Annotated in this window: 22 protein-coding genes; all 22 read right to left on the reverse strand. The window is 33.3% G+C overall.

Annotation, left to right across the window (positions count from 1 at the left end; all coding sequences use genetic code 11):
* Positions 1 to 95: 95 nt before the first annotated feature.
* Positions 96 to 998, reverse strand: a complete 903-nt coding sequence (locus J0383_RS17875) for an arginase family protein (RefSeq protein ID WP_207295330.1) — start codon at positions 996 to 998, stop codon at positions 96 to 98.
* Between the two features lie 87 nt (positions 999 to 1,085).
* Positions 1,086 to 1,484 carry a hypothetical protein gene (locus J0383_RS17880; RefSeq protein WP_207295331.1) on the reverse strand — a complete coding sequence of 133 codons (399 nt, stop codon included), beginning with the start codon at positions 1,482 to 1,484 and terminating at the stop codon, positions 1,086 to 1,088.
* Positions 1,485 to 1,504: 20 nt separating this feature from the next.
* A complete protein-coding gene (locus tag J0383_RS17885; protein ID WP_207295332.1) occupies positions 1,505 to 2,149 on the reverse strand; it encodes a suppressor of fused domain protein in 645 nt (214 codons plus the stop codon).
* A 25-nt stretch (positions 2,150 to 2,174) separates the two neighbouring features.
* On the reverse strand, positions 2,175 to 3,263 hold the full coding sequence (locus tag J0383_RS17890) for a hypothetical protein (RefSeq protein WP_207295333.1): 1,089 nt from the start codon (positions 3,261 to 3,263) through the stop codon (positions 2,175 to 2,177).
* Between the two features lie 167 nt (positions 3,264 to 3,430).
* Positions 3,431 to 3,940, reverse strand: a complete 510-nt coding sequence (locus J0383_RS17895) for a TPM domain-containing protein (RefSeq protein ID WP_207295334.1) — start codon at positions 3,938 to 3,940, stop codon at positions 3,431 to 3,433.
* A 132-nt stretch (positions 3,941 to 4,072) separates the two neighbouring features.
* A complete protein-coding gene (locus J0383_RS17900) occupies positions 4,073 to 4,822 on the reverse strand; it encodes a DUF2314 domain-containing protein (protein ID WP_207295335.1) in 750 nt (249 codons plus the stop codon).
* Positions 4,823 to 4,841: 19 nt separating this feature from the next.
* Positions 4,842 to 5,516 carry a DUF2625 domain-containing protein gene (locus J0383_RS17905; protein ID WP_207295336.1) on the reverse strand — a complete coding sequence of 225 codons (675 nt, stop codon included), beginning with the start codon at positions 5,514 to 5,516 and terminating at the stop codon, positions 4,842 to 4,844.
* Between the two features lie 174 nt (positions 5,517 to 5,690).
* Positions 5,691 to 6,659: a DUF6620 family protein gene (locus J0383_RS17910; protein ID WP_207295337.1), complete on the reverse strand. Its 969-nt coding sequence runs from the start codon at positions 6,657 to 6,659 to the stop codon at positions 5,691 to 5,693.
* Between the two features lie 27 nt (positions 6,660 to 6,686).
* Positions 6,687 to 7,646: a hypothetical protein gene (locus J0383_RS17915; protein ID WP_207295338.1), complete on the reverse strand. Its 960-nt coding sequence runs from the start codon at positions 7,644 to 7,646 to the stop codon at positions 6,687 to 6,689.
* 11 nt (positions 7,647 to 7,657) lie between these two features.
* Positions 7,658 to 7,900, reverse strand: a complete 243-nt coding sequence (locus J0383_RS17920) for a hypothetical protein (protein WP_207295339.1) — start codon at positions 7,898 to 7,900, stop codon at positions 7,658 to 7,660.
* Positions 7,900 to 8,853, reverse strand: a complete 954-nt coding sequence (locus J0383_RS17925) for an SPFH domain-containing protein (protein ID WP_207295340.1) — start codon at positions 8,851 to 8,853, stop codon at positions 7,900 to 7,902. Before J0383_RS17925 ends, J0383_RS17920 begins: the two co-directional genes overlap by 1 nt.
* A 328-nt stretch (positions 8,854 to 9,181) precedes the next feature.
* Complete coding sequence (locus tag J0383_RS17930; protein ID WP_207295341.1) at positions 9,182 to 9,814, reverse strand: hypothetical protein; 633 nt, start codon at positions 9,812 to 9,814, stop codon at positions 9,182 to 9,184.
* A 98-nt stretch (positions 9,815 to 9,912) separates the two neighbouring features.
* Positions 9,913 to 10,161 (reverse strand): hypothetical protein, encoded by a 249-nt coding sequence (locus J0383_RS17935; protein WP_207295342.1) that lies wholly within the window; start codon positions 10,159 to 10,161, stop codon positions 9,913 to 9,915.
* Between the two features lie 178 nt (positions 10,162 to 10,339).
* Positions 10,340 to 11,728, reverse strand: a complete 1,389-nt coding sequence (gene lpdA / locus J0383_RS17940; protein WP_207295343.1) for a dihydrolipoyl dehydrogenase — start codon at positions 11,726 to 11,728, stop codon at positions 10,340 to 10,342.
* Positions 11,729 to 12,200: 472 nt separating this feature from the next.
* On the reverse strand, positions 12,201 to 12,785 hold the full coding sequence (locus tag J0383_RS17945; RefSeq protein ID WP_207295344.1) for an NUMOD4 domain-containing protein: 585 nt from the start codon (positions 12,783 to 12,785) through the stop codon (positions 12,201 to 12,203).
* Between the two features lie 224 nt (positions 12,786 to 13,009).
* On the reverse strand, positions 13,010 to 13,774 hold the full coding sequence (locus J0383_RS17950; protein WP_207295345.1) for a LytR/AlgR family response regulator transcription factor: 765 nt from the start codon (positions 13,772 to 13,774) through the stop codon (positions 13,010 to 13,012).
* Between the two features lie 196 nt (positions 13,775 to 13,970).
* Positions 13,971 to 15,290 (reverse strand): RagB/SusD family nutrient uptake outer membrane protein, encoded by a 1,320-nt coding sequence (locus tag J0383_RS17955; RefSeq protein ID WP_207295346.1) that lies wholly within the window; start codon positions 15,288 to 15,290, stop codon positions 13,971 to 13,973.
* Between the two features lie 11 nt (positions 15,291 to 15,301).
* The gene (locus J0383_RS17960; RefSeq protein WP_207295347.1) at positions 15,302 to 18,640 is read right to left on the reverse strand and encodes a SusC/RagA family TonB-linked outer membrane protein; all 3,339 of its coding nucleotides are present in this window, start codon (positions 18,638 to 18,640) and stop codon (positions 15,302 to 15,304) included.
* 15 nt (positions 18,641 to 18,655) lie between these two features.
* Complete coding sequence (locus J0383_RS17965; protein WP_207295348.1) at positions 18,656 to 21,250, reverse strand: zinc-dependent metalloprotease; 2,595 nt, start codon at positions 21,248 to 21,250, stop codon at positions 18,656 to 18,658.
* 85 nt (positions 21,251 to 21,335) lie between these two features.
* Positions 21,336 to 22,907, reverse strand: coding sequence for a histidine kinase (locus J0383_RS17970; protein ID WP_207295349.1), 1,572 nt, complete (start codon positions 22,905 to 22,907; stop codon positions 21,336 to 21,338).
* Positions 22,908 to 22,924: 17 nt separating this feature from the next.
* A complete protein-coding gene (locus J0383_RS17975; protein ID WP_207295350.1) occupies positions 22,925 to 24,679 on the reverse strand; it encodes an ABC transporter ATP-binding protein in 1,755 nt (584 codons plus the stop codon).
* Positions 24,680 to 24,764: 85 nt separating this feature from the next.
* Positions 24,765 to 25,499 (reverse strand): tRNA pseudouridine(38-40) synthase TruA, encoded by a 735-nt coding sequence (truA, locus tag J0383_RS17980; RefSeq protein ID WP_207295351.1) that lies wholly within the window; start codon positions 25,497 to 25,499, stop codon positions 24,765 to 24,767.
* Between the last annotated feature and the right edge of the window lie 241 nt (positions 25,500 to 25,740).

The raw sequence follows: 25,740 nt of genomic DNA on the forward strand, positions 1-25,740 counted from the left end.
TTTTCCAATCAATCGGCACTTTCTCAGCTTAAACTAAATGGTATTTGTGAGTAGTAAAAGTACTTAAAAAGCTGAATAGTAATGTTATTTTATCATCAGCGGTTAAAATAATTATTGAAAGTGTTGGTAAGGTTAGAAACAAATTCTTTTGTGTATTGCCCAGTTGGGTCTAAATCGGGATCAAGAATGGTAATTTCAAGTCCGCTGAGTTTTGGACTTTGAAATAGGATAGAGGTAAGTTCGTTAAATTCTTCGTAAGTCAGTCCATCTGGAGTTCGGCTGTCAACGCACGGCATGATGGAGTCGTTTAAAACATCAACATCTATATGAAGCCAAAAACCATCGAGATTTCTGTTTTGTATCTGTAAAAGAAAGGCTTCAGCACAGTTTTTTATGCCTTGTTTACGGAGTTCAGAAAGACTGATATAAGTCGCTTGTGACTTTCTAATTTCGTTTTCGTATTCATCATCATATTCGCGATTGCCGACACACCAAAGATTTTCTTCTTTGATGTAAGGAGCTAAATTAAAAATGTTAGTTAGTTTTTCAGGTCCGTTTCCACTAACAATTGATGCAGCCATACCGCCAACGCCTCCGGTTTGGGATAAAGAAACATCCATAAAATCAGTGTGGCCGTCAAGATAAAATAGGCCGTAATTTCCTTTTTGTTTTAAAGCTATTGCCGGACCAAGCAGAATGCTGCAGTCGCCGCCCAGAATAAATGGAAATTTATTCTGGCTTAGTAAGTTATTTATGAAATAAGCTTGTTCTCTTGCGTAATCGACTAGAGAAGTGGCATTGAGTATTTGGGTTTCGGGATCTTTTTGATTGGAATATCTCGGCGGATCGACGGTAAGAATGTTTTTTGGATTGATGGATTTATGCAGATTATGTCTCGAGAGCCACTCAGGCAGACGGTTTACGCCGGGCTGTTTTCCGGGCTGAGGTTCTTTTAAACCCAGATTAGAAGGGAATTCTACAATGCATATTTCTTTCATAATCCTATTTTTTTGAATATAAAGTTATCAAAAATGAAGACTTTGAAAAGCTTTTTAACATTCAAAAAAACTGATTTTGCTGTGATATTACATATTCTGGAAAATGATAATATCGTTAAATTTTTCAATTTGTTCTATTATAAAAAGACTGTCATTGAAATAATCCATATCGAAATCAGGATCTCCCCACATTTCAAATCTCTTTTTAGAGGCTTTTAATTTTTCTTTATCATACAGATTTTCATTGAAATCTGTTTCCAAATCATCAGCAATTTCTAAGGCTTCTTGATTGACATGTTCTTCCGTTGCTAAATAAATATAAAAGTTATATTCATCATCAAAGGTTATTTTTATCTCGTTGTTGGAAAGTAAAATTTCAGGATTTTCTTCTTGATAAAAATCTTCAAGATAATCCTTTAAAACTGTAATATCTGCATTTGAAGATGGAGTTATGTAAGCTGAATAAGAATAAAACGTATTTGCCATGTTTTTCGAAATTTAAGAAACTATTTTCTATTTAAATCTGTAATTAGTAAAGGATTATTCTCTTTTAATTTGTTTACCAACTCTTCTCTTATTTCGGGATTCGCTTTGATATCTTCATATTCCTGTGTGGTTAGGCCTACTATTTGTAAAAATGAAACTTCTCCGTGCGGAGTTTGTTTTTTTTCTATTTCAGGATCATTTACAAAGACTATAGCAGTAATATCAGTGTCGGTTTCTAGACGAATAGGACCATTTGCGGGCATATAATGAAATTCTTCAAACCAGTTACCGCTTTTAAAAACATATTTAGCAATCTTTTGCAACATTGAAATTACCCAAGTCGGATTTCCATTATCAGCTTCAAATGGTTTTAATCTGAAAGTAAGTTCAAATCCCCATTTACTGAATTCTCCGTTTACTTTTTCTTCATTGTAATATAACTCAGAGAATCCGTAAGTAATAAAATGATAATGATCTTCTTGTTTTTTGCTTTCGTAATAACTTATTCCGTCAAGCGGATCCTCTCCTCCGAGCATATAGGGAAGTGGTGGAGCAAAATGTTTAGGCTCTTGATTTGGATAGAGATTATCAAATTCTTTATCTATTTCTAACCATCCAACCGCATCATCTTCTGAAAATTCTTTTTTATATTGTTCTAGTGTCATTTTGTTTGAATGTTATAATAAAAAGTTACTTTTTAATATTTAAGATTATTAATTCTTTGTTTTTATCAGGATGTTCTATTCTTGGATAAAAAATAACCGCATATTCGTTTTCAGCTGTTTTATTTATACTTGAAATAAAGAGGTCTTCATAATCCATTTCTAAAACTTTTCCAGAGAGCAAATTTTTATATCCTTTTACCCCTTTGCTATAATAAAAGTCCAAAAGGACATCGTCTTTTATGGTAAACCAGCCATTACCAAATTCGTTGTTAAATATTGTTACAAAAGTGTTTTCTGCAATATTTATTGGTTGCCATGTATTATAAAAAGGTGTGTTTAGATCTATTAAATCAATAGTTTTTCCTTTGCCTTCTTGATTTATTTTTTCAACAATAACTTTTCCTTTTGTTTCAGATAATAAATAAGAGTCTTGTTCGAATGAAAGGCTGAGAATCTGATTAAAGTATTTTTGTTTTGTCTCAATTTTACGTCTTCTTATTTCTTTTCCTAATGCATCAATTTGTCGATGAATCCATTTAGATCCTTCTTTTGCAAGTAAATGAATTTCATTATTTGAAATATAAATTTCATTTTCTCTTGGAAGTTCAATTTTTACATTGTGTTTCTTTTTGATACTATCATTTTTAAATTCTATTGCTAGAAGTTTATCTGGCTTTGTATCTGACCATGGATCAACATCATAAAAAATTGAAAATTCTTTTGAAGTTCCAATAAAATTACCAACAAAAGCTCTGTTACCTTTGGGCAGCTCTATATTTTCGCGATTAAATATTGGAATACTGATTTCTAGTTCTTTATCAGGATGATAAGGGGTAATGGAAACGTAATTTTCCTGATTAGGACTTAAAAATAATGTAGGAAGTATTCCGTCATCTTCCTGAAAACTTTCAATATTGCCTTCTGTATCAACAACAATATAAACTAAGTGATAGCTGTTTTTATTATATACATAACTTGTTATAAGACTTTTTCCAGAATATGATATACTTTGTTGAGTCGTAACTTTTATTTCTGTAGTTAATGTAGTTATGGTTCCAAAATCTGTTTTCTCTATGGTAGATTTGAATGGATTTACTTTTTGAATATCTTTCATTTGAATTGCAGGTTGGCAGTATTATAATTTTATTTTTGAATATAAAAATAAAAGTAAAATATTTACTACAAACAAAGCGCTCTAAATTGTGTTTTAAAAAATATTTAACAAAAAAATCCGATTTGAATTTCAAACCGGATTGCGTATTTATAATCGTATCAAAGCATTTAATTTGGTTGTAATTTCTTCATGAATTCATTTGAAGCCAATTCAAGTGCTTTGTAATAATCTCCCTTTTTTAATTCAGGTACTGCATACGTACTGACAATGTTTTGTGTTTCTTCGTTGTTTAACTTGTATTTGATAAAATCGACACTTAGAACCTGGATTTGTCTCAATGTTTTACTAACCATAATAAGCAGAGTAGGATCTAGCCTCGGATCTTTAGAAAGAAATTTATCGATATCCATTGCAAATTCTTCAAAGGAATTAAATGGTTTGTACGAAGGTGTTGTGATGATTACAATTTTGTATATATACTTCTTTTCAAAAGCGCTTAAAGTTGTATTTAAGGATTGAACTTCAGCTGGTGTCAAGATTTTTTCGAAGTCGTTAACACAGTCAGTTGATTTTGCAAATGTATTTTTTAAATCGGCAGCAAAATCAGTATCATTTTTAGTTTGGGCAGATAAAAGAACTGATGAAAACAGTATAAGCGTAAAGAATAATTTTTTCATTCTATGCAGAATTAGATTTGGTGGAGCAAAAGTAACATATTCTTTGTTTTAAACAGATGAAAAAAAAGGTTAGTTTTTAGTTTTGAAATAAAAAATCCGACTGCGAAAAAGTCAGTCGGATTTTTCTGTTTATTATTGAAGCAAAGGCAGTAAATGTTCCCATTTTAATTCTTTTGCATAATCGAATGCCGTTTTTCCCAAATGATTTTTGAGGGTTTTATCTGCACCAGATTGTAAAAGAATTTCTACTGAAGTGCCATTTCCGGCAATGGCTTCTTGGTGTAAAAAAGTATAACCAGACGGATCTTGTGAAGTTATTTCGTCTGGATTGTTTTTTAGAAAATCAATCAGACTTTCTTTCATGTTTTTGCTCATTGGGTGTTCAACAAGGTTTTCTGGTTTTTCTTTTTGTTCAAAAACCACCTGAATATCATCGAAATCACCAAAATCCATACCCCAAGCTTCATCATGTTCCTTTCTTTCTTCTTCGCTCATTTCAGAACGCATCGCTTGAATAGTAAAACCTCCATACGTTTTGCCATCTGTTGCAAATAACCAGTCGCTGATTTGATTGATTGGAATTTCAACTTCATCACCGTTTTGTACATTCGTAAGATCATTAGGATCGTTTACTAAAACACCGTAGATTTTTTCGCCATCAAAACCTATATCGTTAATCCACATATGTTCTACAATTGTTTCGCCGTCGATTTCCTGAGTGAAAGCCAGTTTTACGCAGGCAACATCAAGAGCTGGAATTATACGGCGGTTTTCCCAAGAAAGTTCCCTCCAGAAATATTTAAAGGTTTCTTGAGCTTTTTGATACGCTGCAATCATTTTTGGGTCTTCGCCGTCAGCAAAAAATGTTTTATTTTCTTCCATTTGTATAAATTTTATTTTTCTATTCTAGTCCAAGCTCTTTCCTGAATTCTAAATTTAAATTGTATTGCTCCTCAATAGAGATTTCTTTTCTTGATGCTTTCTCGATATCTTCTCCTTCTTCTGACCATAAAAACGGAATAAAATTGAAGACTTGATCACCATTTAATTTGGATACATCTTGTTTCCAGTTTTTCCATTTATATCCTTCATAAAATTTCTCAAGGTCATTATTAAAACAAAAAAGTAAAAAATCAGTGTAAGTTACATCTAAAGGTTCAAATTCTAAGGTATCAGGTGCAAAATAATAAACTTTCCCTAAGTCATTTCCGAGTTTGCCACCATTTAAAGCAAAGAAGCCACCAATTGCATCATCAGCAATCAATAAAAATGAAGGCTGTTCTCCAAAATCTTTAAAAGTTTTATTAAGATTCCAATTTGGAAGTGTTCTTTTTAACTTTTCGTTTCCAGAACCTAAGATTCTAATCCAGCCATTATCAATTAAAATTCCGCCAGTCATATAAATAATTGCTCCCATTGGAGAACGCGTTGTTACTTGTGTTTGGTATAAAGCTTCTTCTGCTTTTTGAACATCTGTTGGTAAAATTTCAACTTTATTTGTGGCTTCAGAAATCCATTTTTGTATATCTGCCCAGGCCGAATCTTCGTTGTTTATTAATTTGTCAATTGAGTGCATTTTATTAATATTTAAGAATTAAATTTAACTTGCAAAGTACTTCTAACTGATTATGATAAGATGCCCAATAAGTTATTTTTATAATAAAATACGCCTTATATTAAATATCTGTAATAACAAAAAATCCGATTTGTTTTTACAAATCGGATTTTTTTATAATTGAACAAAAGGAATTTAGAAATTCACATCGTCTGCAATGTTTCCGCCTTGTTCAGCAGCAAATTTTGCAGCGTATTCTTTTTGTTTTGCCTGCTGGTAATCGTGGTATTCTGTAATATCAGCAGAATTCCAGTTTTGGTTTTGTTCTGTAAGCCATTGCATTGCTACAGATTGGAAATCAGCAAGGTTGATTCCAAAGTTATCCAAAATCCACTGCGCGCCGTCAAGTCCATATTCGTAAGCAGCTTGTCTAGCTCCAGCAAGTTCTTCATAGAAGTAACGATCTGTTTTAAGTCTGTCAAGATTAGCTTGTCCTTCAGCAGAAATTTCAGCTTTTACGTTTTCTAATTGAGGAACGGTTACATTTTCAGCATAATATTGTCCAAATAAAGTAGTTACCGTAAACGAAGTATCTTCACCCATACGCTGAGGCCAGATTGTGTTTAATTCTTCCCAAATTGCAGGTTCAAATCCCATTGCTTTGCAAACTTCAAGGTAATCAACTCCTGCACTAATTTTAAGACACATAGCGGTGTATGTTCTTAAATCTACACCGTGAACCGGCTCAAGATACGGATTGTTATCGTCTACTTTTACGAAACCAGAAGTTTGAATGCCACTGTATTTTAATGAATTCGCATGTTCAAAACGAATCATTTGATCAGAATCGCAGTTGTTCCATTCTGTGTAAACTGTTCTTCTGTAGTTAAAATAAATGTTTTGAATATCTTTCTCATCTAGATTCTCACCACTGTCGCGCTCATCCTGAATCCAAGCTTCAGATCTTCTAGCAACTTCTGCATCAAAATCTTCAACGCTATAATGAGTACCGTGCAGTGTTTCTGGATCGTATTCTACTTCCTGATATCCATTATCGTAATCATCTTCTTCATAATTGTCATTTGGTGTTTCAGGCTGCTCATAGTGGTTCTGAGTTTCTTTTTTGTTGTCTCCAGTTAGAGATCCGAAAAGTTTTTTAAACATTGTTCTATTCTTAAGAGGGTTAATAAATTATAAATTATTTAATTGATTCTGATACATTTTTTCGTTGTGTTCTTTTAAATCTGGTGTGATTTTGTTCCATTCGTCATACATGGCTCTTAAGTAAACCTGATGCAGTTTTGGAGCATTTTTAATCACGAATTGTCTTTGTTCTTCGAGTTCATCCATTTTTGCCTGAATTTCACTCAGCACTTTTTTATCTGATTCGTGAATTTTACTTATACTTAATTCGTGGCGCTCGTGGTATAATTCTCTTTCTCGATTGTATTCTGTTTGGTATTCTTCATATAGATGCGCTGTACGTTGTTCTGCAAGTCCTCTGGCAATATTCTGCAGATTTCGAGCTTGTGTACTTGGTGCAAAAGTATTTTGCGTCTGGCAGTACGGACACGAAATGTAGGTTTCTATTAAAAAGATTTTATCGATGGTAAGATTACCTCCGCATTGTGTACAGCTGAATTTGTCTTTTACCGTTTCAAATTCGTCCAGAATCTTTTTGTATTCGATTTCCAGATCGCGTTCTTGAGTTTTTTCAATTTGTTTTCTCCAATAATCGTATTTGTTTTCAAACTCTTCGTGACGGTCTGAACAAGCACTTCTGAAATCTGAAATTAAATCATGGTTTTTGTCTAAAACAGAAATTCTTGCATCAAGATCGTAGTATATGCTGTCTATTTTTTCTTCGTAAGTATCTCTGGCTTTTTCTCTAATATTGTTTAGCTGCCCCATTACACCCGAATATACTCTGTGAAAGGTTCTCTTGTAAAGATCTTCGTCGTCTTGTAAAACCTGTTTTAATTCTGGAATCGCAGCGGTTGCCAGTTCTTCCATTTTGGCTTCTAGTTTTTCTGAAAAAGAAAACCATCTTTGCTGCGCTTCTTGAAGTTCAGCATACCAATCTGGAAGTGATTCCTGTTTTTGGATTTCTTTTTTTTCGTTGTTTTTTGATTTTTTGAATAGTCCGAACACGTTATAGGATTTTAAATGGAATTATCTTCTTTTTTAATATATACTCCGTCAGTAAGTTTTACATTTAAAAACTCAAATCCGCAATAGGCGCAATGTGTTAAGCCGTCTTGTTTTGCTCTTCCAGCACCACAATTTGGACAATCTTTCAGTTTCATTTGGGCGTCGTTGATTTCGGTTTCGCCGCCGTAATTCAATTGGTTTTGTGCTTTTTCTTTGAGTCTGTCAAGAAATGATGATACTTTTTTCTCTTCCATTATAATTGACTTAATAATTCTGTTTTTTTAGATTTGAATTCGTCTTCATCAATTAAACCGGCATCAAACAAGGATTTTAATTTTTGAAGTTTAGAAGTTAAATCGTCCTGAGTTTCTTGTTTAGGAGTTTCTTTTGTTTGCTGTAATTGATTTAAAAGAATTCCCATACTCAATGCATTTTGTGTAGCATCGTGAAGCGCTGTTCCTTTATCGCCAATTGCGGTTGCTGTGTTGAATTTGGTAAATTTATCCATATCGGTTACCATATTCATATTGGTGATTTTATCGTAATGTGCTGTTACTTCTTCCGGTAAAGTGACACTTGTGATTACAAATTGTGTTAATTCAATCCCGAATTGAAGAAAATATGGTTTTAAGTAAGGTTCGATTTTTTGTCCTAATTGGGTTATATTTCCAGCAACATCGGTTACGGTGATATTTTCATTGGCCAGCACTTCTCCAAATTTGGGTGCAACAAAATCTCGTAATTGGTTTTGCAATTCAAAAATGGTAAGCTGCTGGTAGGTTCCCGCGTATTGACGGAAGAATTTGGCAACATCTACAATTTTTATATCAAAACTTCCAAAGGCTCTTACTCTGATTTGTCCAAATTGTGGGTCGTTTAGCAGAATAGGAGCGGGAGTTCCCCATTTGTTATTGATAAATTGATGTGTGTTGAAAAAGTAAATATCAACTTTAAAAGGGCTTTCAAAACCGTATTTCCACCCTTTAAGTTTACTTAAAATAGGAACGTTTTCTGTAGATAAAGTATGAAGTCCCGGCGAGTATACATCTGCAAGTTGTCCTTCATTTAAAAGCATTACCTGCTGGCTTTCGCGTACGGTAAGTTTGGCTCCGTTTTTAATTTCTTTATCTTCATCATAAAACTTCCACATTAATAAATTAGGATCGCTTGTCGTGGCTTCGATTATTTCTATAAAAGGTAGTTTCATTGCTTTGCTTATTTATAAGGAATAAAAATAAGAATTTTAGCACGATGAAAAAGCTTTTTTATGTCAAGTTTTTAACAATTTATTATTTATTAAAATTTTGGTTTTACTCTCAATTGCAAATTCTTAGTTATTTATCAATTGTAATAATGAGTTTGTTTTTCTTTTCATTTACAATTAGATATGGGTCGGTTTTACATTTGCGTGAAGGATGGGAGCGACATCCTTTTATGGCGGGGTTCGCCATAAAAGATACAGCGTACAGCCTGACCCAGAGGGACACGCCATAAAAAAAATCCGATTCACTTTCGCAAATCGGATTTTTATAAATCTAATTAGATTTCCATTTTGTTAAAATTTCTAAGAAATCATTTCGCATACTTTCAAAATCATAAATGATTTTTTTCTTCTTAAGCTTCTCAATTGTTGTATTTAAAGAAAACGTAATATGCTCGGCTATAATTTGTTTTTGTTTACTATAACTCAAATCGCTTAATTCTTTTTCAAACTTTATTTCATTTGTTATTTTTCCTTTTTCAGAATTGAAATTACCATATTCGTATCGGTTTCTTAGAAAATATCCGTTCTTTTCAATTTCTTGTTTTGAAAATATTTTGAGTAATTCCGGGTAAAAATCTTTTTGTTTTAATTTCAAACTTTCATCAGCAATAATGTAATTTGTTTTACAAGAATTGTTGTCATAAAAGCTGTAAGAACATGAAAATATTATTTGATTAATAGCTGTACCATATTTTTCAGGTTTCATCTTTAAGTCTAATTCAGGTTGAAGCTCTTTATCTATGCTCTCAATAACTGATTTAGAATTTTCATAACAATTACTAATTGTACGTGTAATTAAAATAGGATTTTTAGGAATCCAATTTCGTTGATTGGCTAAAATTAAATCTTGTATATCTTCTTGAACATTATATTCATTTAGAATCGTCTTTTTTTCAGATAACATTGGACTTTCAAAATAGGATGTTCTGCCTTTTTCCATTGTAAAACCATCTTTTCTTTTTGACCATATAGCCTCTACAAATCTTGGTTCATGAAATTTGTTTATAAATAGGTTTCTGGATTTCCATTAAAAAACATTCCTTTTACAGCTTGTAATGGTTCATGTTCTCCCCATCCAATTATGGCAAGGCTTTCGCAAATTTTTACTGCATTGTTCCAATCACTTGCATTCTTATATTCTGCAAATTTTAAAAACTCATTAATTAGTTCTTCTCTTAATGATTTTTGATCTTGTTTTTCTAGATATTCTTTGAGTTCTTGAAGAGTATCTAAGCTGTATATTGAATTCATAATTAAATATAGTTTTTACAAATATATAAGTTTTGTATTACAAATTAGAAATTGATTATTAAAGATTAAGGAATTCATTTCCATAAAAAAATCCGATTCACTTTCGCAAATCGGATTTTTATAAATTGAAAATTATATATAACTCCGTAAAAACTTTCTAGTCTTTACATTGTATATTTTACAAGTGAATTACTTCGCCGTAAGCATCAGCTACAGCTTCCATAACAGCCTCGCTCATTGTTGGGTGAGGGTGGATCGATTTTAAGATTTCGTGACCAGTAGTTTCTAGTTTACGTGCTACAACTGCCTCAGCAATCATATCTGTAACACCAGCACCAATCATGTGGCATCCTAACCATTCTCCGTATTTAGCATCGAAGATTACTTTTACGAATCCGTCAGCAGCTCCAGCAGCTTTTGCTTTTCCAGAAGCTGAGAATGGGAATTTACCAATTTTTAATTCGTAACCTTTTTCTTTTGCTTGTTTTTCGGTTAAACCAACAGAAGCGATTTCTGGAGTAGCGTAAGTACAACCTGGAACGTTTCCGTAATCGATTGGCTCAACATGTAAACCTTTGATTTTTTCTACACAGTTAATTCCTTCAGCAGAAGCAACGTGAGCTAAAGCCTGACCTGGAGTAACGTCTCCAATTGCGTAGTATCCTGGAATGTTGGTTTCGTTGTAAGCGTTTACTAAGATTTTATCTCGGTCAACAGCGATTCCAACTTCTTCTAAACCAATATTTTCGATGTTTGTTTTGATTCCAACTGCCGAAAGTACAATATCAGCTTCAAGAATTTCTTCTCCTTTTGCTGTTTTTACAGTTGCTTTTACTCCGTTTCCTGTAGTGTCAATTTTTTCTACAGAAGAGTTTGTCATGATTTTTACGCCTGCTTTTTTCATAGAACGTTCCATTTGCTTAGAAATGTCTTCGTCTTCTACAGGAACGATATTTGGCATAAATTCTACAATAGTAACTTCTGTTCCCATTGAGTTGTAGAAGTGAGCGAACTCAACTCCAATTGCTCCAGAACCAACAATAATCATAGATTTTGGCTGTTCTGGTAATGTCATTGCCTGACGGTATCCGATTACTTTTTTACCGTCTTGTGGTAAGTTTGGAAGTTCGCGAGAACGAGCTCCAGTTGCGATGATAATGTGATCAGCGCTATATTCAGTAACTTTATTGTCTTTGTCTGTAACGTCAAGTTTTTTTCCTGGTTTTAGTTTTCCAAAACCTTCGATAACGTCAATTTTGTTTTTTTTCATTAAGAACTGAACTCCTTTGCTCATTCCTTCAGCTACACCGCGGCTGCGTTGAATAACTGCTGGGAAATCTTTATCGAATTCAGAAACTTTTAATCCGTAATCAGAAGCGTGTTTTAAATAATCAAAAACCTGAGCTGATTTTAATAATGCTTTTGTTGGGATACATCCCCAGTTAAGGCAAACTCCACCAAGATTTTCTTTTTCTACTACAGCTACTTTAAAGCCTAATTGAGAAGCTCTAATCGCTGTTACATATCCTCCAGGACCACTTCCTAAAACAATAACGTCGTATTTCATTTTTTTGGGTTTTAGTATTAGCTACCGAAAAATGAATTTTTTACAATTCCGAAACTCATTTTTCGATTTTATTTCTTTTGTTATTTGTGATTGCGAATTTAAGGATTTATTTTAAATGAACGCCTTTAAATTTGTTTTTACCGATACAGACTTTGGTCTTTTCACAGAAACCGAAGTAATTGTGAATTGTAAATTATGAATTGTGAAGTAATTTTTGGGATTTGGTGAGTAATTGTTGATGGTTGATGGTTGTTGGTTGATAGTTGATAGTTGATAGTTTTTGGTTGATAGTTGTTGGTTTATTGTTTATTGTTGATGGTTGATTGGGTTAGTCTTTGCTGAAAAAAAATAAGCCACAGATTATAAGGATTAAAATGATTTTAAAAATCAGTGTTAATGCTAATAATCTGTAGCTTTATGAATTGTAAGTTATAATTGGTCATCAACTATCAACCAAAAACTATCAACAAAATTAAACCTTCACGTGTCCCCAGTTTTCTCCGCTGGCAATTCTGCGGATCTGCATTTCGCTTACGCCGAATTGTTTGGCAATCATTTTCAAGCGGGTTTTTTGTTCTGGTCTTGAAAGGATTTTTTTAATAAGCATCACTTTTGTAGTGGTTAACTTTCTGCCGTCGGCTTTTAAGTTGTGTTCGATCAGGTTTTTTTTCGCCTGAATTACACGCGGACTTTTGCGGCTGTGGGCCATCATTTCTTGTTTGGTTGCCCAGCGTAAATTTTTTACGTCGTCGTTACTTCTGTTATAATCTAAATGAAGTACATAGGTTTGATCTTCAGAATCTTTTGGGATGAAATATTGGGCAACTAATTTGTAGAGAAACAAATATTTATTGATGATTTTGTCGTCTTTTTTGACTTTAAATCTAAAAGTTGGATATCCATCGCTTAAACCTCCTTTTAGGATTCGTCCGTTTTCAATTTCGTCTGTAAAACTAATTAATCGGCCTCTGTTTGAAATGGCATATTTAAGCTGCAATGATGCGTTTATTTCTATTTCTTTGAATTGTTCATCAGGATAAAATCGTGTGTGTGGCATAGCTCTTTTTCATTTGAATTTGTCTCTCAAAGATAAATAAATGGAAAATGAATATGGCTATACAGCTGCTTGTAAACCTTGAATTTTATGATTCTTATAACGCTATTTTAACGTTTTAAAGTGATTTTAATACTTTTTTGAGAGATTTTAATTCACAAATTAGGAATAATTCAGTTTTCTAATTTTAGAGAAAAAGTTAAATTTTAAGAAAAATGAACTAAAAATTACTGATCGAGCCAGTTTTTAAAATTGGTGATTTCTTTTTTACTAATGATGATTGGATCATTTTCGATTGGAGGTACTGTAAGGATCAATTCTATTTTTTGGTGAGAGTGTTTTATAACCTCTTTTATAATATGTCGGCTTACAATATATTTTCGGTTTACTTTAAAAAACAGAAAGGGATCGAGACTGTTTATAATATCGGTTAGTGTGCTGTTGTATAGAAAGCTGTTGCCCGATTTTACGTAAATAAAAAGGTGTTTTCCCGAAGCTGCAAAAAAAGTAATATCAGATTCGTTTATCGAAATGAGTTTATAGCCGTGGTTTACCAGAAAATGACGTTGAATTTTATTGGTTTCAGGGTTTTCTATTGCAACTAAAGATTGCAGGGGAGCATCGGCATTAAAGCTGTCTTTTATTTTTTTGAATTTTGTCAGGGCTTCTAATAGTTCCTGTTCTTCAAAAGGTTTTAAAAGATAATCAATTGTAAAGTGTTTGAAAACCGAAATAGCATAAGAATCATAAGCGGTAACAAAAATTACGGGACATGCTATAGTTGCTTTTTCGAAGATTTCAAGACTTTTTCCATCGCCTAGATGGATGTCCATAAAAGCTAAGTCGACATTGTTTTCGCTAAAAAAGACGACGGCTTCTTTTACAGATTTTAAAACTGTAATCTCGGCAATCTGCAAAATGTCCTGCTGTTCTAAAATCGATTTTAGATAATCTGAAGCAAGATATTCGTCTTCAATAATGGCAATTCTCATTTGCTTTTGGATAAGTTATAGGTTCATTTTTGATGTGAAACCCTATTTTCATTTTGCAAATATAATTTTCTCTGCTTTTTTTACAAGTATGTTTTTAATGTTGTTTTAATTTTTACTCTAATTCAGAATTATTTTATGGTTTACAAACAAAAAAGGCCCAGTTTTAAACTGAGCCTTTTTCAAGATTTAATAGGTATTATAGATTGGGATTGTTTAATCTCGCGTTTGCAGGATAAATAATCGTGTAACGCGGATCGTTTTGCATCAAAGTAAAATTGTCTCCATCAAATGTGTGAACGATTTGTTTTTGAGACGTTCTTCTCAAATCAAACCAACGTTGTCCTTCAACAACAAACTCACGTTGTCTTTCTGCATAGATGAAATTGGTTAAATCAGCAGCATTCATTGCGCTAACTTCAATTTCAAGCTGTACATAAGCAGCTGCCGTATATCTGTTTTTGATGAAACTTAAAACAGTTGTTTTTGCATCGGCAATGTTATTTAGTTTTAATGAAGTTTCTGCTTTTGTTAAATACAATTCTGAAGTTCTAAATGAACATTTTTGATCGTCATTTCCTCCTTTTTGAATTCTGAAACGGCTTCCGCTTGCTAAAAAGTAAAGAGGGAAACGTAAATCAGCAGTTTTGTTGTAAGCCGCAATTAATTCTGGAGAAGCATATGAAGCTCCTTTAAGTCCATTAATGTAACCATCTTCAAGTGCTAAAATAGATTCTTTTGAATCGTATTTAGTAGCAAAAACAGAAGTTGCTTTTAAGTCAACAAGTTCGCTTTTGATTGCTAAACCTTTGTTTGCCGCATCTAAAGATTTCTGCCATTGCTGTACGTGTAGGTAAACACGGCTTTCTAAACTGTATAAAGCTACTTTAGAAAAACGGTAATTAAGTCCTTTTGTTTGAGAAGCAACATTAATTAATTCTTCTGCTTTGTTAGTGTCAGAAATAATCTGGTTGTAAATTACTTCAACACTTTGTGGAACGAAAGCTTGTTCTAGATCTATTTCTAAAGCCAAAGGAACACCTTTGTCTGAACCAGCTGTTGAAGCATTGTAAGGTTTTCCGAATAGGTTAACCAAATCAAAATAAGCCATAGCTCTTAAAGCATACGCTTCTCCTACTAATTGATTTTTTTCTGGTGAATCAGCTAATTTTACTGATGCTTCATTAATGATTACGTTAGTATAAAAAATTACACTATAAAGATCTTGGTACTGAAAAGTTGCAGTAAGACGATCAGGATTGGTGTCTTTCCAAGTGTAGATGTCTTTAAAAACGGTAATTTCATCTGCAAACTCGTTCATTGTTAATTCGTCTGTACGAAGCGCAGTTAATGACTTGTGTTCAGGGTACAGATAATATCCATTTGTTAATACGGCACGATATTGATCTAAAGTTTCTGGAATAACTCGACCAACTGGCTGAATATCCAGATAATCATCGCAGCTTGTTACTGTAATTGCAGCAACAAAAAGTACTATATATTGTGAGATTTTTTTCATCTTTAATTGTATTAGAAAGTTACATTACATCCTAAAGTGAATGATTTAGGAACTGGTTGAGCATAAATATTTCCAAAAGTTTCAGGGTCAAAGTAACCTTTGTAATCAGAACTGATTACGAATAAGTTTCTTGCCTCAACATTGAATCTAATGCTGGCAATATTGATTTGGTCTGTAAAGGCTTTAGGGAATGTATATCCTAAACGAATACTGCTTAATCTCATATAACTCATTTCGCTAACCCATGTATCTAAATAATTTAGGGTAGTAATTTGATTTGCACCAGAGTACCATAAGTATGCCATGTAAGAATCTCCAGCTGATAAATCTTTACCGTTAATTGCAGGTAAGTTAGAAGATGTATTTGTTGGTGACCATGCATCTAAAATGTCTCTACTGTAGTTTTGACCTCTGTCTACTAATGTTCCGTTGTATGGAGGAGTTCTGGTTACAGTCTGCTTAATATTGAAAGAAGCAGCAATAGTTAAATCAAAATTATGAACTTTAAAAGTATTCGTAAGACCTCCTGTAAATTTAGGATCTCTGTCGCCTAAATAAGTAAACAAATCTCTAAACTCACTTGAAGTTAATTTTGATTGCGTAAGTTCTCCTGGGAAGAAGTCAGCAAAAGGATCGTATAAACCAAAGAATGTTTGTGTATTTACTGTTTCTCCTTTTTTGTTTACAAATAAAGGATATCCATTTTCATCAATTCCATTTGTTTTAAATCCAAATACAGCATTTACAGGACGACCTTCTCTGCTTGGGAAATAATCTGTGTCACGAACTGCTATACGATCAACATTACTTTTGTTGTGAGAGAAGTTAATACTTGTATTCCATTTAAAGTTTGGACGGTCAATGTTTTTTGTAGACAAAGTAATCTCATAACCTTTGTTACTTACTTGTGCCCAGTTCATGTTTGTATATTCAAAACCATTTTCTAATGGAAGAGATCTTAAACCAATTAAGTCAGTACTTTTTCTTCCGTACAAATCAGTTACAATGCTAATACGGTTGTTGAAAAGTCCAATATCAGCTCCAACGTTTGTGTTTGTAGTTTTTTCCCAACGTAATTTTTCATTAGGCGGACTGTCTACATTAATGATTGGTTCAGTTTGTCCTGGTAAAATAACAACAGATCCATTAGTACCCATTACATAAGGAGAAGTGTTTTTGTCGATATTTCCTTGTAAACCGTAAGAAGCACGAAGTCTTAAGTTAGAAAGTGTTAAATTATCTTTTAAGAAATCTTCTTCAGAAACTGCCCATGAAGCAGATGTTGACCACAATGGTAAATATTTGTATTTTGGATCTACACCAAATAAATCTGATCCGTCGTATCTAACACTACCAAAAACACTATACTTTCTGTCGTATGTATAAGAAGCTGTTGCGAAGAATGATGCAAAAGCATTTTCGTTATCGGTTTTAGTATAAGTTCTGTAATCAGGATTGTTAATATTAGTAGTATTAGGGAAAAGGATCTGCTGTGTAGTTAGATTATTTTTATCAAAACCAAATCCTTTTGTAGAAACACTTGTATTGTAATTTCTTCTTAACTCATTACCAACCATAGCTTCAACTTCATGTTTTTCATTAAACGTTTTGTTGTAATGAACCATTGTTTTTAGGTTGTACTGGAAAAAATCTGTGTTTGTATTTTGAATAATACCTCCAACAGGTAAGAAATAATTGAAAGCACCGTTACTAAAATAACGTGTTTTTTCTCTTTGTTTTCTAGTATAATACGTGTCTTTAGCAGCATATTTTTCACTAGATGTATTGTCTAACTGTAAACCTAATTGCGAAGTTACTTTTAAGTCTTTAGTTATTTTATATTCGGCATCTAATAAAGCTTTTAAAGCTCTTGTTTTTAAATCATAAGAAGTGTTTGCTCTTTCTTCTAAGAAGTTGAAAGGAACGTAACGCTCTGAGTAACCTGCGATATCCTGATCGTATTTATAACTTCCATCAGCATTGTATGGAGTTAAATATGGATTTACGTTTCTTGAATAGTTAGCAGGATTTGTAAATGCATCTGTATCTGTTAAGTAAGATGTAGTTTTGTTTTCAGAACCAAAGATACCAATACCAACCTTGAATTTATCTGTGATTTCGTAGTTGTTTTTTAATGTTAAGTTGTAACGTTTGAACCCTGTTCCAACAGTTGTTCCTTTTTCGTCGAAGTAACCTACAGAAAAGTAGTAATCTGATTTTTCACCACCGCCAGATAGACTTAAACCATGCTGTGTATTGATAGCCGTTTGGTACAATAAGTTACCCCAGTTTGTGTTATTTCCTCTTAAAGAATTGATAGATTGTTGTGTTGCAGGAGTTAAAGCAGAAAATCCGCCAGTTCTGTAAGCATCTAATTCACCAGACCCGTTTAGGATACGAGAAATGTCTCCACCAGTGTCTCTGTATGTTAATTCTGGACGACTTGCCATGTTAAGTTCTAAATCAACTTTTTCGCTTGCATTCATCAAGTTTAATTTAGAAAACTCAGGTCTTTGTGTAATAAAAGTATTGGTGTTAAAACTTACCACCATTTTACCTGCTTTACCTCTTTTAGTAGTAATTACGATTACACCATTTGCAGCACGAGCACCATAAATAGCTGTTGCAGCGGCATCTTTTAAAATTGTAATGTCTTTAATATCATCTGGGTTTAAACCAGCGATTGAATAATTAGTAAGATTATCAATGTTGTCCTTATCGTAGTTTTTTGGAACTTCATTGCTCTCTAATGGTAAACCATCTAGTACCCATAAAGGATCTTGTGTACCATTAAGAGAAGCAGTACCCCTGATTCTAATTTTAGCAGGTGCTCCAGGAGCTCCAGATGGCGTACTTACAGCAACTCCGGCAATTTGTCCTACCAATAATTGGTCAATGCTCGAAACTCCAGTCTGCTGGATTGCAGCCATGTCGATTTTTGTAACCGCAGCAGTAAGTTTTCTTTTCTCAATTTTTTGGTAACCAGTTACAACAACCTCTTGAAGTTTTGCTGTTTCAGATTTTAAGTTGACTGTATAATTTTTTTGACCGTCTAATTCAAGAGTATACGATTTGTATCCCATGAAAGTAACTCTCAAAGAAGTAATATTTTTTGCGATTTTCAGGGAAAATTTACCGTCGAAATCTGTAGTAGTTCCAATAGCTTCACTCTGAATAATACCTGCCATAGCAGTTTTGTTTGAGATCGAATTATTCTCAACGAAGATAGACGCACCCGGAATTGGCGACAAGTCTGCTTCATCTTGAATGATCCCCGTAATAGTTCGGGTTTCCTGCGAGTATCCTGCGATGGCCAGGAACAGCAGTAAGGCATGTAGAATTTTTTTCATGTTTTGGGTTATGTATTAAAAGGTTGTATTATTTAGGGCTTTATCGATTCGTTGTATTAAATCGCGGTAATGATTTTGGGTCGATTGATCTCCGGTACTTCTTTTTGTTCTTAATAACTGAAGTACTTTACTCAATTCTCCCTTTTTATCAGATGTTACTTCTGTAACTCTTTTTAAGAAAGAATTATTAATGTTTCTCGCCATATGTGCATCATCTACAGAGCATAAATGAGGCATTTGTAATGTTTCTTGTATTTGGATTGTTTTTTTAACATCCGTTTTTTCAAATAATTTATTGGTCGAAACAATTAAAACATCTACATAATTCTTTTGTGTCATACGTTCTAAAATGCTCAGCGATTTGTTTTGAATAGTTCCTGCAAATACACTTTGATGTAATTTTTGGAATAAATCATTTACGGTAAAAACCTTCTCATTGGTTTTATTTCGCTGGTATAATTCATTTTCTGTCATTCGAAGTAAACGGTCATCGCTGAATAAGCTATACATAACGTCGTATTGTAATGCTCTTGACATTGTGTATGGTGTGTATTCATAAGGCCCAAAAGGAGAATCTTTCAGCGGATTTGTTTTGTCTAAAACGTCATTAAAAAATAACCATTGCGGAATTGTAATTACATTTTTAACTAAATAATCTACCGCTCTTTTTTGCATTGCTGCAGGAACCGGAACATAACTTTGTTTGTTATCGCCATGAACCGTTGGGTTTAAGTAAACACCGCCAATATTGGTTAATACATGACCATTGTACGTTTGCCATTGTCCGATAGCTCCAATATAAAGTTTACCAGTTTGGTAGTAAGACTGATCTTTATCGTAGGACCAGTTTAAGATATTATCGACCACACGTTTTAAGTTTTTTAAACCATATTCGCTGGCTTTAACCGCATCGTTACCTAAATCTTCTGATTGAGAACGAGGATCGATTACGTTTTCCTGCTGTTCGCCATAAAAATAAATGGGGTCATTTTGATGTTTTGTGATTAAGGCGTTCAGTCTTGCAGTTTCATTTTCGTTAGGCGAATACCATCTATAACCCCATTCAATAGCATATTTATCATATTCTCCAATTTTTGGAGTAATAACCGTTACGTTATCTTCTGGCTGAGCTACATAATTGTAACGAGCGTAATCCATAATTGACGGAGCTGTTCCGCCCATTTTTGCTGTAAATTCTTTAGAACGCAATGATTCTACATCATAAGCAAAAGAAGAACCCATATTATGTTTTAGACCAAAAGTATGTCCCACTTCATGCGATGATACAAAACGGATTGCTTCTCCCATATGTTCATCACTAAATGTATTTCCTCTTGCTTTTGGGTCAATGGGTCCAGTCTGGATACGCATCCAGCTTTGTAAAGATGTCATCACATTATGCCACCAGATAATATCTGCCTCTATAATCTCGCCGCTTCTTGGGTCAACAACCGATGGGCCCATAGCATTTGATTTTGGAGATGCAGCATAAGTGATAACTGAATAACGTACGTCGTCAATGTCAAAATCCAAATCAGCTTCAGTAGGTTCTTTTGCAATAATGGCATTTTTAAAACCAGCTTTTTCAAAAGCAGCCTGCCAATCGTGTACCCCGTCAATGATGTACTTTCTCCATTGTTTTGGAGTAGATGGATCTATGTAGTAAACGATTGGTTTTTTAGGCTCTACTAATTCTCCTTTTAAATATTTTTCTTCGTCTTCTTTTTTAGGTTCTAAACGCCAGCGTGTAATCAGTTCTTTTTCAACCATTGCCTGCTGCGCGTCGGCAAAATACCAGTGTTTTTCACTGAAAAAACCAATTCGGTTATCGGCATAACGAGGTTTCATTGGCTCTTTGTCCAATAGAATAATGTTACTTGTAACACCTAGTGTAACCGATAACGTTGGCCCGCCTTCACTCACTGAAGTCGTAAGTTGTGATTTAACCACTATGTTTTTAGGGAAAGATTTTAATCCTTCTATATATGACAAATCAGATTTTACAGAACCGCCAAAACCAATGTTGCTCAAAACATCATTGAAACTTTTTTGTTTTCCGTCGAAAATCTTATTTACTTTAATAACTACTGCACTCGAATCATTATTTTTGGTTTCAATGTCAAAAACTTCAATAATAGATTCAGAGAAATTATCAATAACCGATGCTGTGATGGCATCTTCTTTAGGTGAAGAAACTTTAGGTACGTATGATTTTACCCAGACTTTCTTTGCAATTGTATCTTTGTAAAAGGAAATAACTTTATTCTCATAATTCATTCCTTTGTTTAATCCGGCTTCATTAACTTGAAAGGGAACTTGCGACAATTTGTTTACAACTAGAAATTCCCTTTTAAATAAACTATCCTGAATTTCAAAATAAACATCGGTTTTAACTTGAATGATGTTGAAAAGTCCTTTTTTAACCGTTCCCTTTTTTACAAGATCATCGTATTTTTTACCTTTTTTGGCGTCAGTAGAATCTTTTTTTACAACTTCACTTTCTGTTTCTTTTTTCTTTTTCTTTTGGGCAAGAACTGTAACAGGAATGAACAATAATAAAATTAGTAAGCAGAATAATTTTATAGTATGCAGGAATGCCTTTCCCTTCATTTTGGTGTTAAGTTTAAGTTAATTTTCGTCGAAACTATTCGATTTTGATTCAGAAAAAAAACAAAACGGAGTGAATGGCTTTTTTTTAGGAGTGAATGGATATTAATGGCAGAATACATACGAATTTGCCGTCTTTTTCTGAAATTGTTAAATTGGTTCTGGAGTAAAAATTATAAATGCTCGATAAGTACTTTAAACCAAAATTAGTTCCTGGTTCGCTCTGAGCCTTTTTTTGAAGATTGTTGCTAATAATTACTTGGTTTTCTTGAATTAGAATTCCAGTAATTAACGGATTTTCCTGAGTTGCTCTATTGTGTTTAATGGCATTTTCGACCACTATCTGGAAAGCCAGATAGGGAATGTGTTTTTCTAAAGCCGTTTCGTTTTCAATCTTTATCGAAAAGAATAATTCTTCTTTAAAGCGTGTCTGCTGTAAAAAGATGTATTTCTCAATAAATAATAATTCGTCTTTTAACGGAACGATATTTTTTTGCGGCGGATCAATTAAATAACGATAAATACGAGATAAGTTGAGTGTGAATTTCTGTGCTGTTTTTACATCACTTCCCACTAACATATACAGAGAGTTAAGCGAATTAAATAAAAAATGCGGATTAATCTGCTCCTTTAATTGCTGAAGCTGCATAAGCGCTTTTTCTTTAACGATTTTTTCATTCTCTACGAGAAGTCGGTTTTTTTCTTTAATTGCAATTCCCTTTTCTCGATAAGCACGTCTGTTGGCATACGAGAACAAATAAAAAATAAGCAGAAGCATTACCGTTGTAATCGAATAAATCCATGTCGAATACTTTTTGATCGACGTTACATTTTCATCAACAACATTTTTTGGGAAATTTACACATATAAACCAATGTGAATTCTTAAGGTCTAATTTTTTGGTAAATCGGATAACGTCCAATTTTAAATATTCAGACATCGTAACTCTTTTTACATAATCTTGCTTTTGGGTAAAGATTGTGTCGATTGAGCGGGTAGAAGAGATTTCATAAATATTTTTTCCTATAAAATTCGATTCGGGATGAAAAATACATCTTCCTGATTTATCAAAAATAAAAGCATAATTATTAGTCGATCTAATATCTAAAGTAGAAAAATAAGCAAGAAGTTTTTTTAAGCTGATGTCGTAACCATAACGTACTGTTGTGTTTTTTGAAGTGAGTTTAAAATAAATTCTCCAAACCCATTCTTTTCCCTGCGGAATAATAATGCTGATATGCTCTTGATCTTTATTTTTTTGAATAAAATCTACAGCATCTTTTTTTACAGCATCAGAAATTGAATCTGTTCCAAACTGAATTTGATTATCGTTAATCTGAAACCAATTATCAGCTACTAATAAATTTATGTTTTGTACAGAAGACAATACATGTATGTTCGAAGCGAGATCTTCTGGTCTGCTTATTTTTAAAACGTGTTTAATTCGGTTTTCCTGTTCCAGAAATTTTGAAAATTCCTGCGACATGAATTCCTGTTTTTTTACGAAGTTACGCTGTGCCGTATCTTCATTTGCTTTCTCAGTAAGATCAGTAATTAAATTACTGAGCATGTAAACAGAAGAAACTGTAATAAGAATAGAAACGATGACGTAAATTACGAAGGCACGTTGTGATGTTATTTTTTTTAATCTAAATTTCAAAAATGCGTATGTTTAATCTAATTCGCTGCCGAAAACTGCGAATCATATAAGTTTTTATAATAGCCGTCGGCTTTGGTTAATAATTCCTGATGTGTCCCTTGTTCTACAATTAAACCTTTGTCCATTACTACAATTTTATCGGCATTTACAATTGTAGCCAAACGGTGTGCAATAATGATAGATGTTCTTCCTTTGGTAATCGTTTCGGTGGCGCGCTGAATTAATTCTTCAGAATAGGTATCGATTGACGAAGTCGCTTCATCCAAAATCAAAATACTCGGATTGCTGACATACGAACGTAAAAATGCAATCAGCTGTCTTTGTCCTGACGAAAGCATAACACCGCGTTCTTTAACATCAAAATCATAATTGTCCGGAAGATTCATGATAAAATTATGAACTCCGATTTTTTTCGCAGCATCTATAACTTGTTCGCGGCTAATCTCTGGATTGTGAAGTGTGATATTATTGTAAATTGTATCGGCAAACAAAAACACATCTTGAAGAACTACCGCAATTTGTTTTCTAAGTGAAGCCAAAGTATAATTCTCGATATTGTGTCCGTCAATGCATATCGTTCCGCTGTTTATTTCATAAAAACGGTTCAATAAATTTATAATCGTAGATTTTCCTGCACCAGTCGAACCTACAATAGCAATTGTTTGTCCAGCAGAAACCGATAAATCAATTCCTTTTATAACTTCTTCTTCTGGAATGTACCCAAAACGAACATCTTTAAATTCGATGCTTCCTTCAAAATCTGGAGCTTCAATAGTTCCTGTATCTTGAATATGATCCTGCGTATCGATAATATCAAAAACACGATTGGCCGCAATCATTCCTAATTGCATCTCATTAAATTTATCAGCAATTTGGCGTAGCGGATTAAACAACATTCCAATAAACATGGTGTATGAAAATAAATCTCCGAAAGTCGTAAAATTGTCTCCGTTTAAAATTTTAAATCCTCCAAAAACAACAACCAGACCTAAAGTAATCGATGAAATAATATCGGCAATAGGGAAGAAAATAGAGTTATATAAAATCGTTTTAATCCAAGCTACACGATGTTTGTCATTAATCACTCTAAAGTTTTCGGCTTCGATTTTTTCTCGGTTAAAAAGCTGTACGATTTTCATTCCCGTTACTCGTTCCTGAACAAATGAGTTCATGTTGGCAATTTGTGTTCGCACTTCTTCAAAAGCTACCTGCATTTTGCGTTGGAAAATTCTAGTAATGTAAACCAGAATTGGCATCGCAACAACTACAATCCAGGTAAGTTTCCAGTTCATGTAAAACATAAAAATCAAAACCACGAGCATTTTCATCAAATCACTTATAATCATAAACAATCCCTGACTGAAAATACGAGCAATCGATTCAATATCCGAAACCGCTCTGGTTACCAATTGACCAACTGGAACCAAATCGAAATATTTCATTCTGAAACTCAAAATGTGTTTGAAAAGTTTGTTGCGAATATCTTTTACAATATCCTGTCCGAGCCAGTTCGCCCAATACACGAAATAAAACTGAGAGAAAACTTCCATCAGTAAAACTGCTCCCATTAAGATGATGTACATCAGCAGACCCATTTTATCATGAGTCTTGATATAGCCGTCAACCGTTTGCTTTAATAAGTAAGGGCGGAGTGCTGCAAAAATAGACAGCGATACGGCAAAAATAATGACACCGTAGTAACGCCATTTATAAGGTTTGGTATATTTTAAAATTCGTTTAAATAATCCAGTATCAAATGCTTTTGCTTTCATTTATTTTTTTTAGTGCTGTAAGTTTTAGGCAATACGTGTAACATTAATGTTAACGCCAAACTGCTTATACCGTAAAACTTACGGCTTATAAATAATCGTAATAAATATTGGTTAAATATAAACCATGCGCCGGAACCGAAAATCCGGCTTTTTCTCTGCTTTTACTGGCAATGATAGTTTCAAAATCTGCCAGCGTGATTTTGTGTAAACCTATATTAATAAGTGTTCCTACAATGGCACGAACCATATTTCGTAAAAAGCGGTTAGCCGAAATCGTAAAAACCAATTTGTTATTTTCTTGTTTCCAATATGCCTCAAAAATCGTGCAGTCAAAAGTATTGACATCCGTATTTACTTTCGAAAAACACTGAAAATCGGTATGTTTCAATAAAATCTTTGCGGCTTCATTCATCATATTGACATCCAATTTTTGGTTTACATACCAGCTCAATCCTTCTAAAAACGGATTTTTTACAGTATTAATATGATATTCATAAGTTCTTTTTGTGGCATCAAATCTACAATGTGCATCATCATGAACCGGAATAATATTAAAAACAGCAATATCCTTTGGTAAAAATGAATTGAGTTTGTGAACCAAAACCGAAATGTCTAAAGGAGTTTCAAAATCAAAATGGCCATACATTTCAGAAGCGTGAACTCCGCTATCAGTTCTTCCAGCTCCCATAACATTTATCGTTGAATTTAATAAAACAGAAAGTGCTTTATTTAAAGTTTCCTGAACAGAAGGAGCATTAGGTTGAAACTGCCAGCCGTTGTACTGCGTTCCGTTGTAAGCAAATTGAATAAAATATCTCATTTTAAGGGACAGAGGTTCTAAAGGAGCAAAGGTACAAAGGTTTTTTTTAAAAGCTGCTAAGGTTCTGAGATACTAAGGTTCTAAGTTTTTCTTTCAATTATGGTAAACAAATTATACCTATTATATATAGATGTAATATTTTGAAAATGATTTAAACCATTATAATAAAAATCCAAAAACAAAAACCGAGACCCTTAGTCTCTTAAAAGCTCCAAATAGTGTTAAAACCGATCAAAACCTA

This window comes from Flavobacterium endoglycinae (assembly GCF_017352115.1).
Taxonomy (GTDB): domain Bacteria; phylum Bacteroidota; class Bacteroidia; order Flavobacteriales; family Flavobacteriaceae; genus Flavobacterium; species Flavobacterium endoglycinae.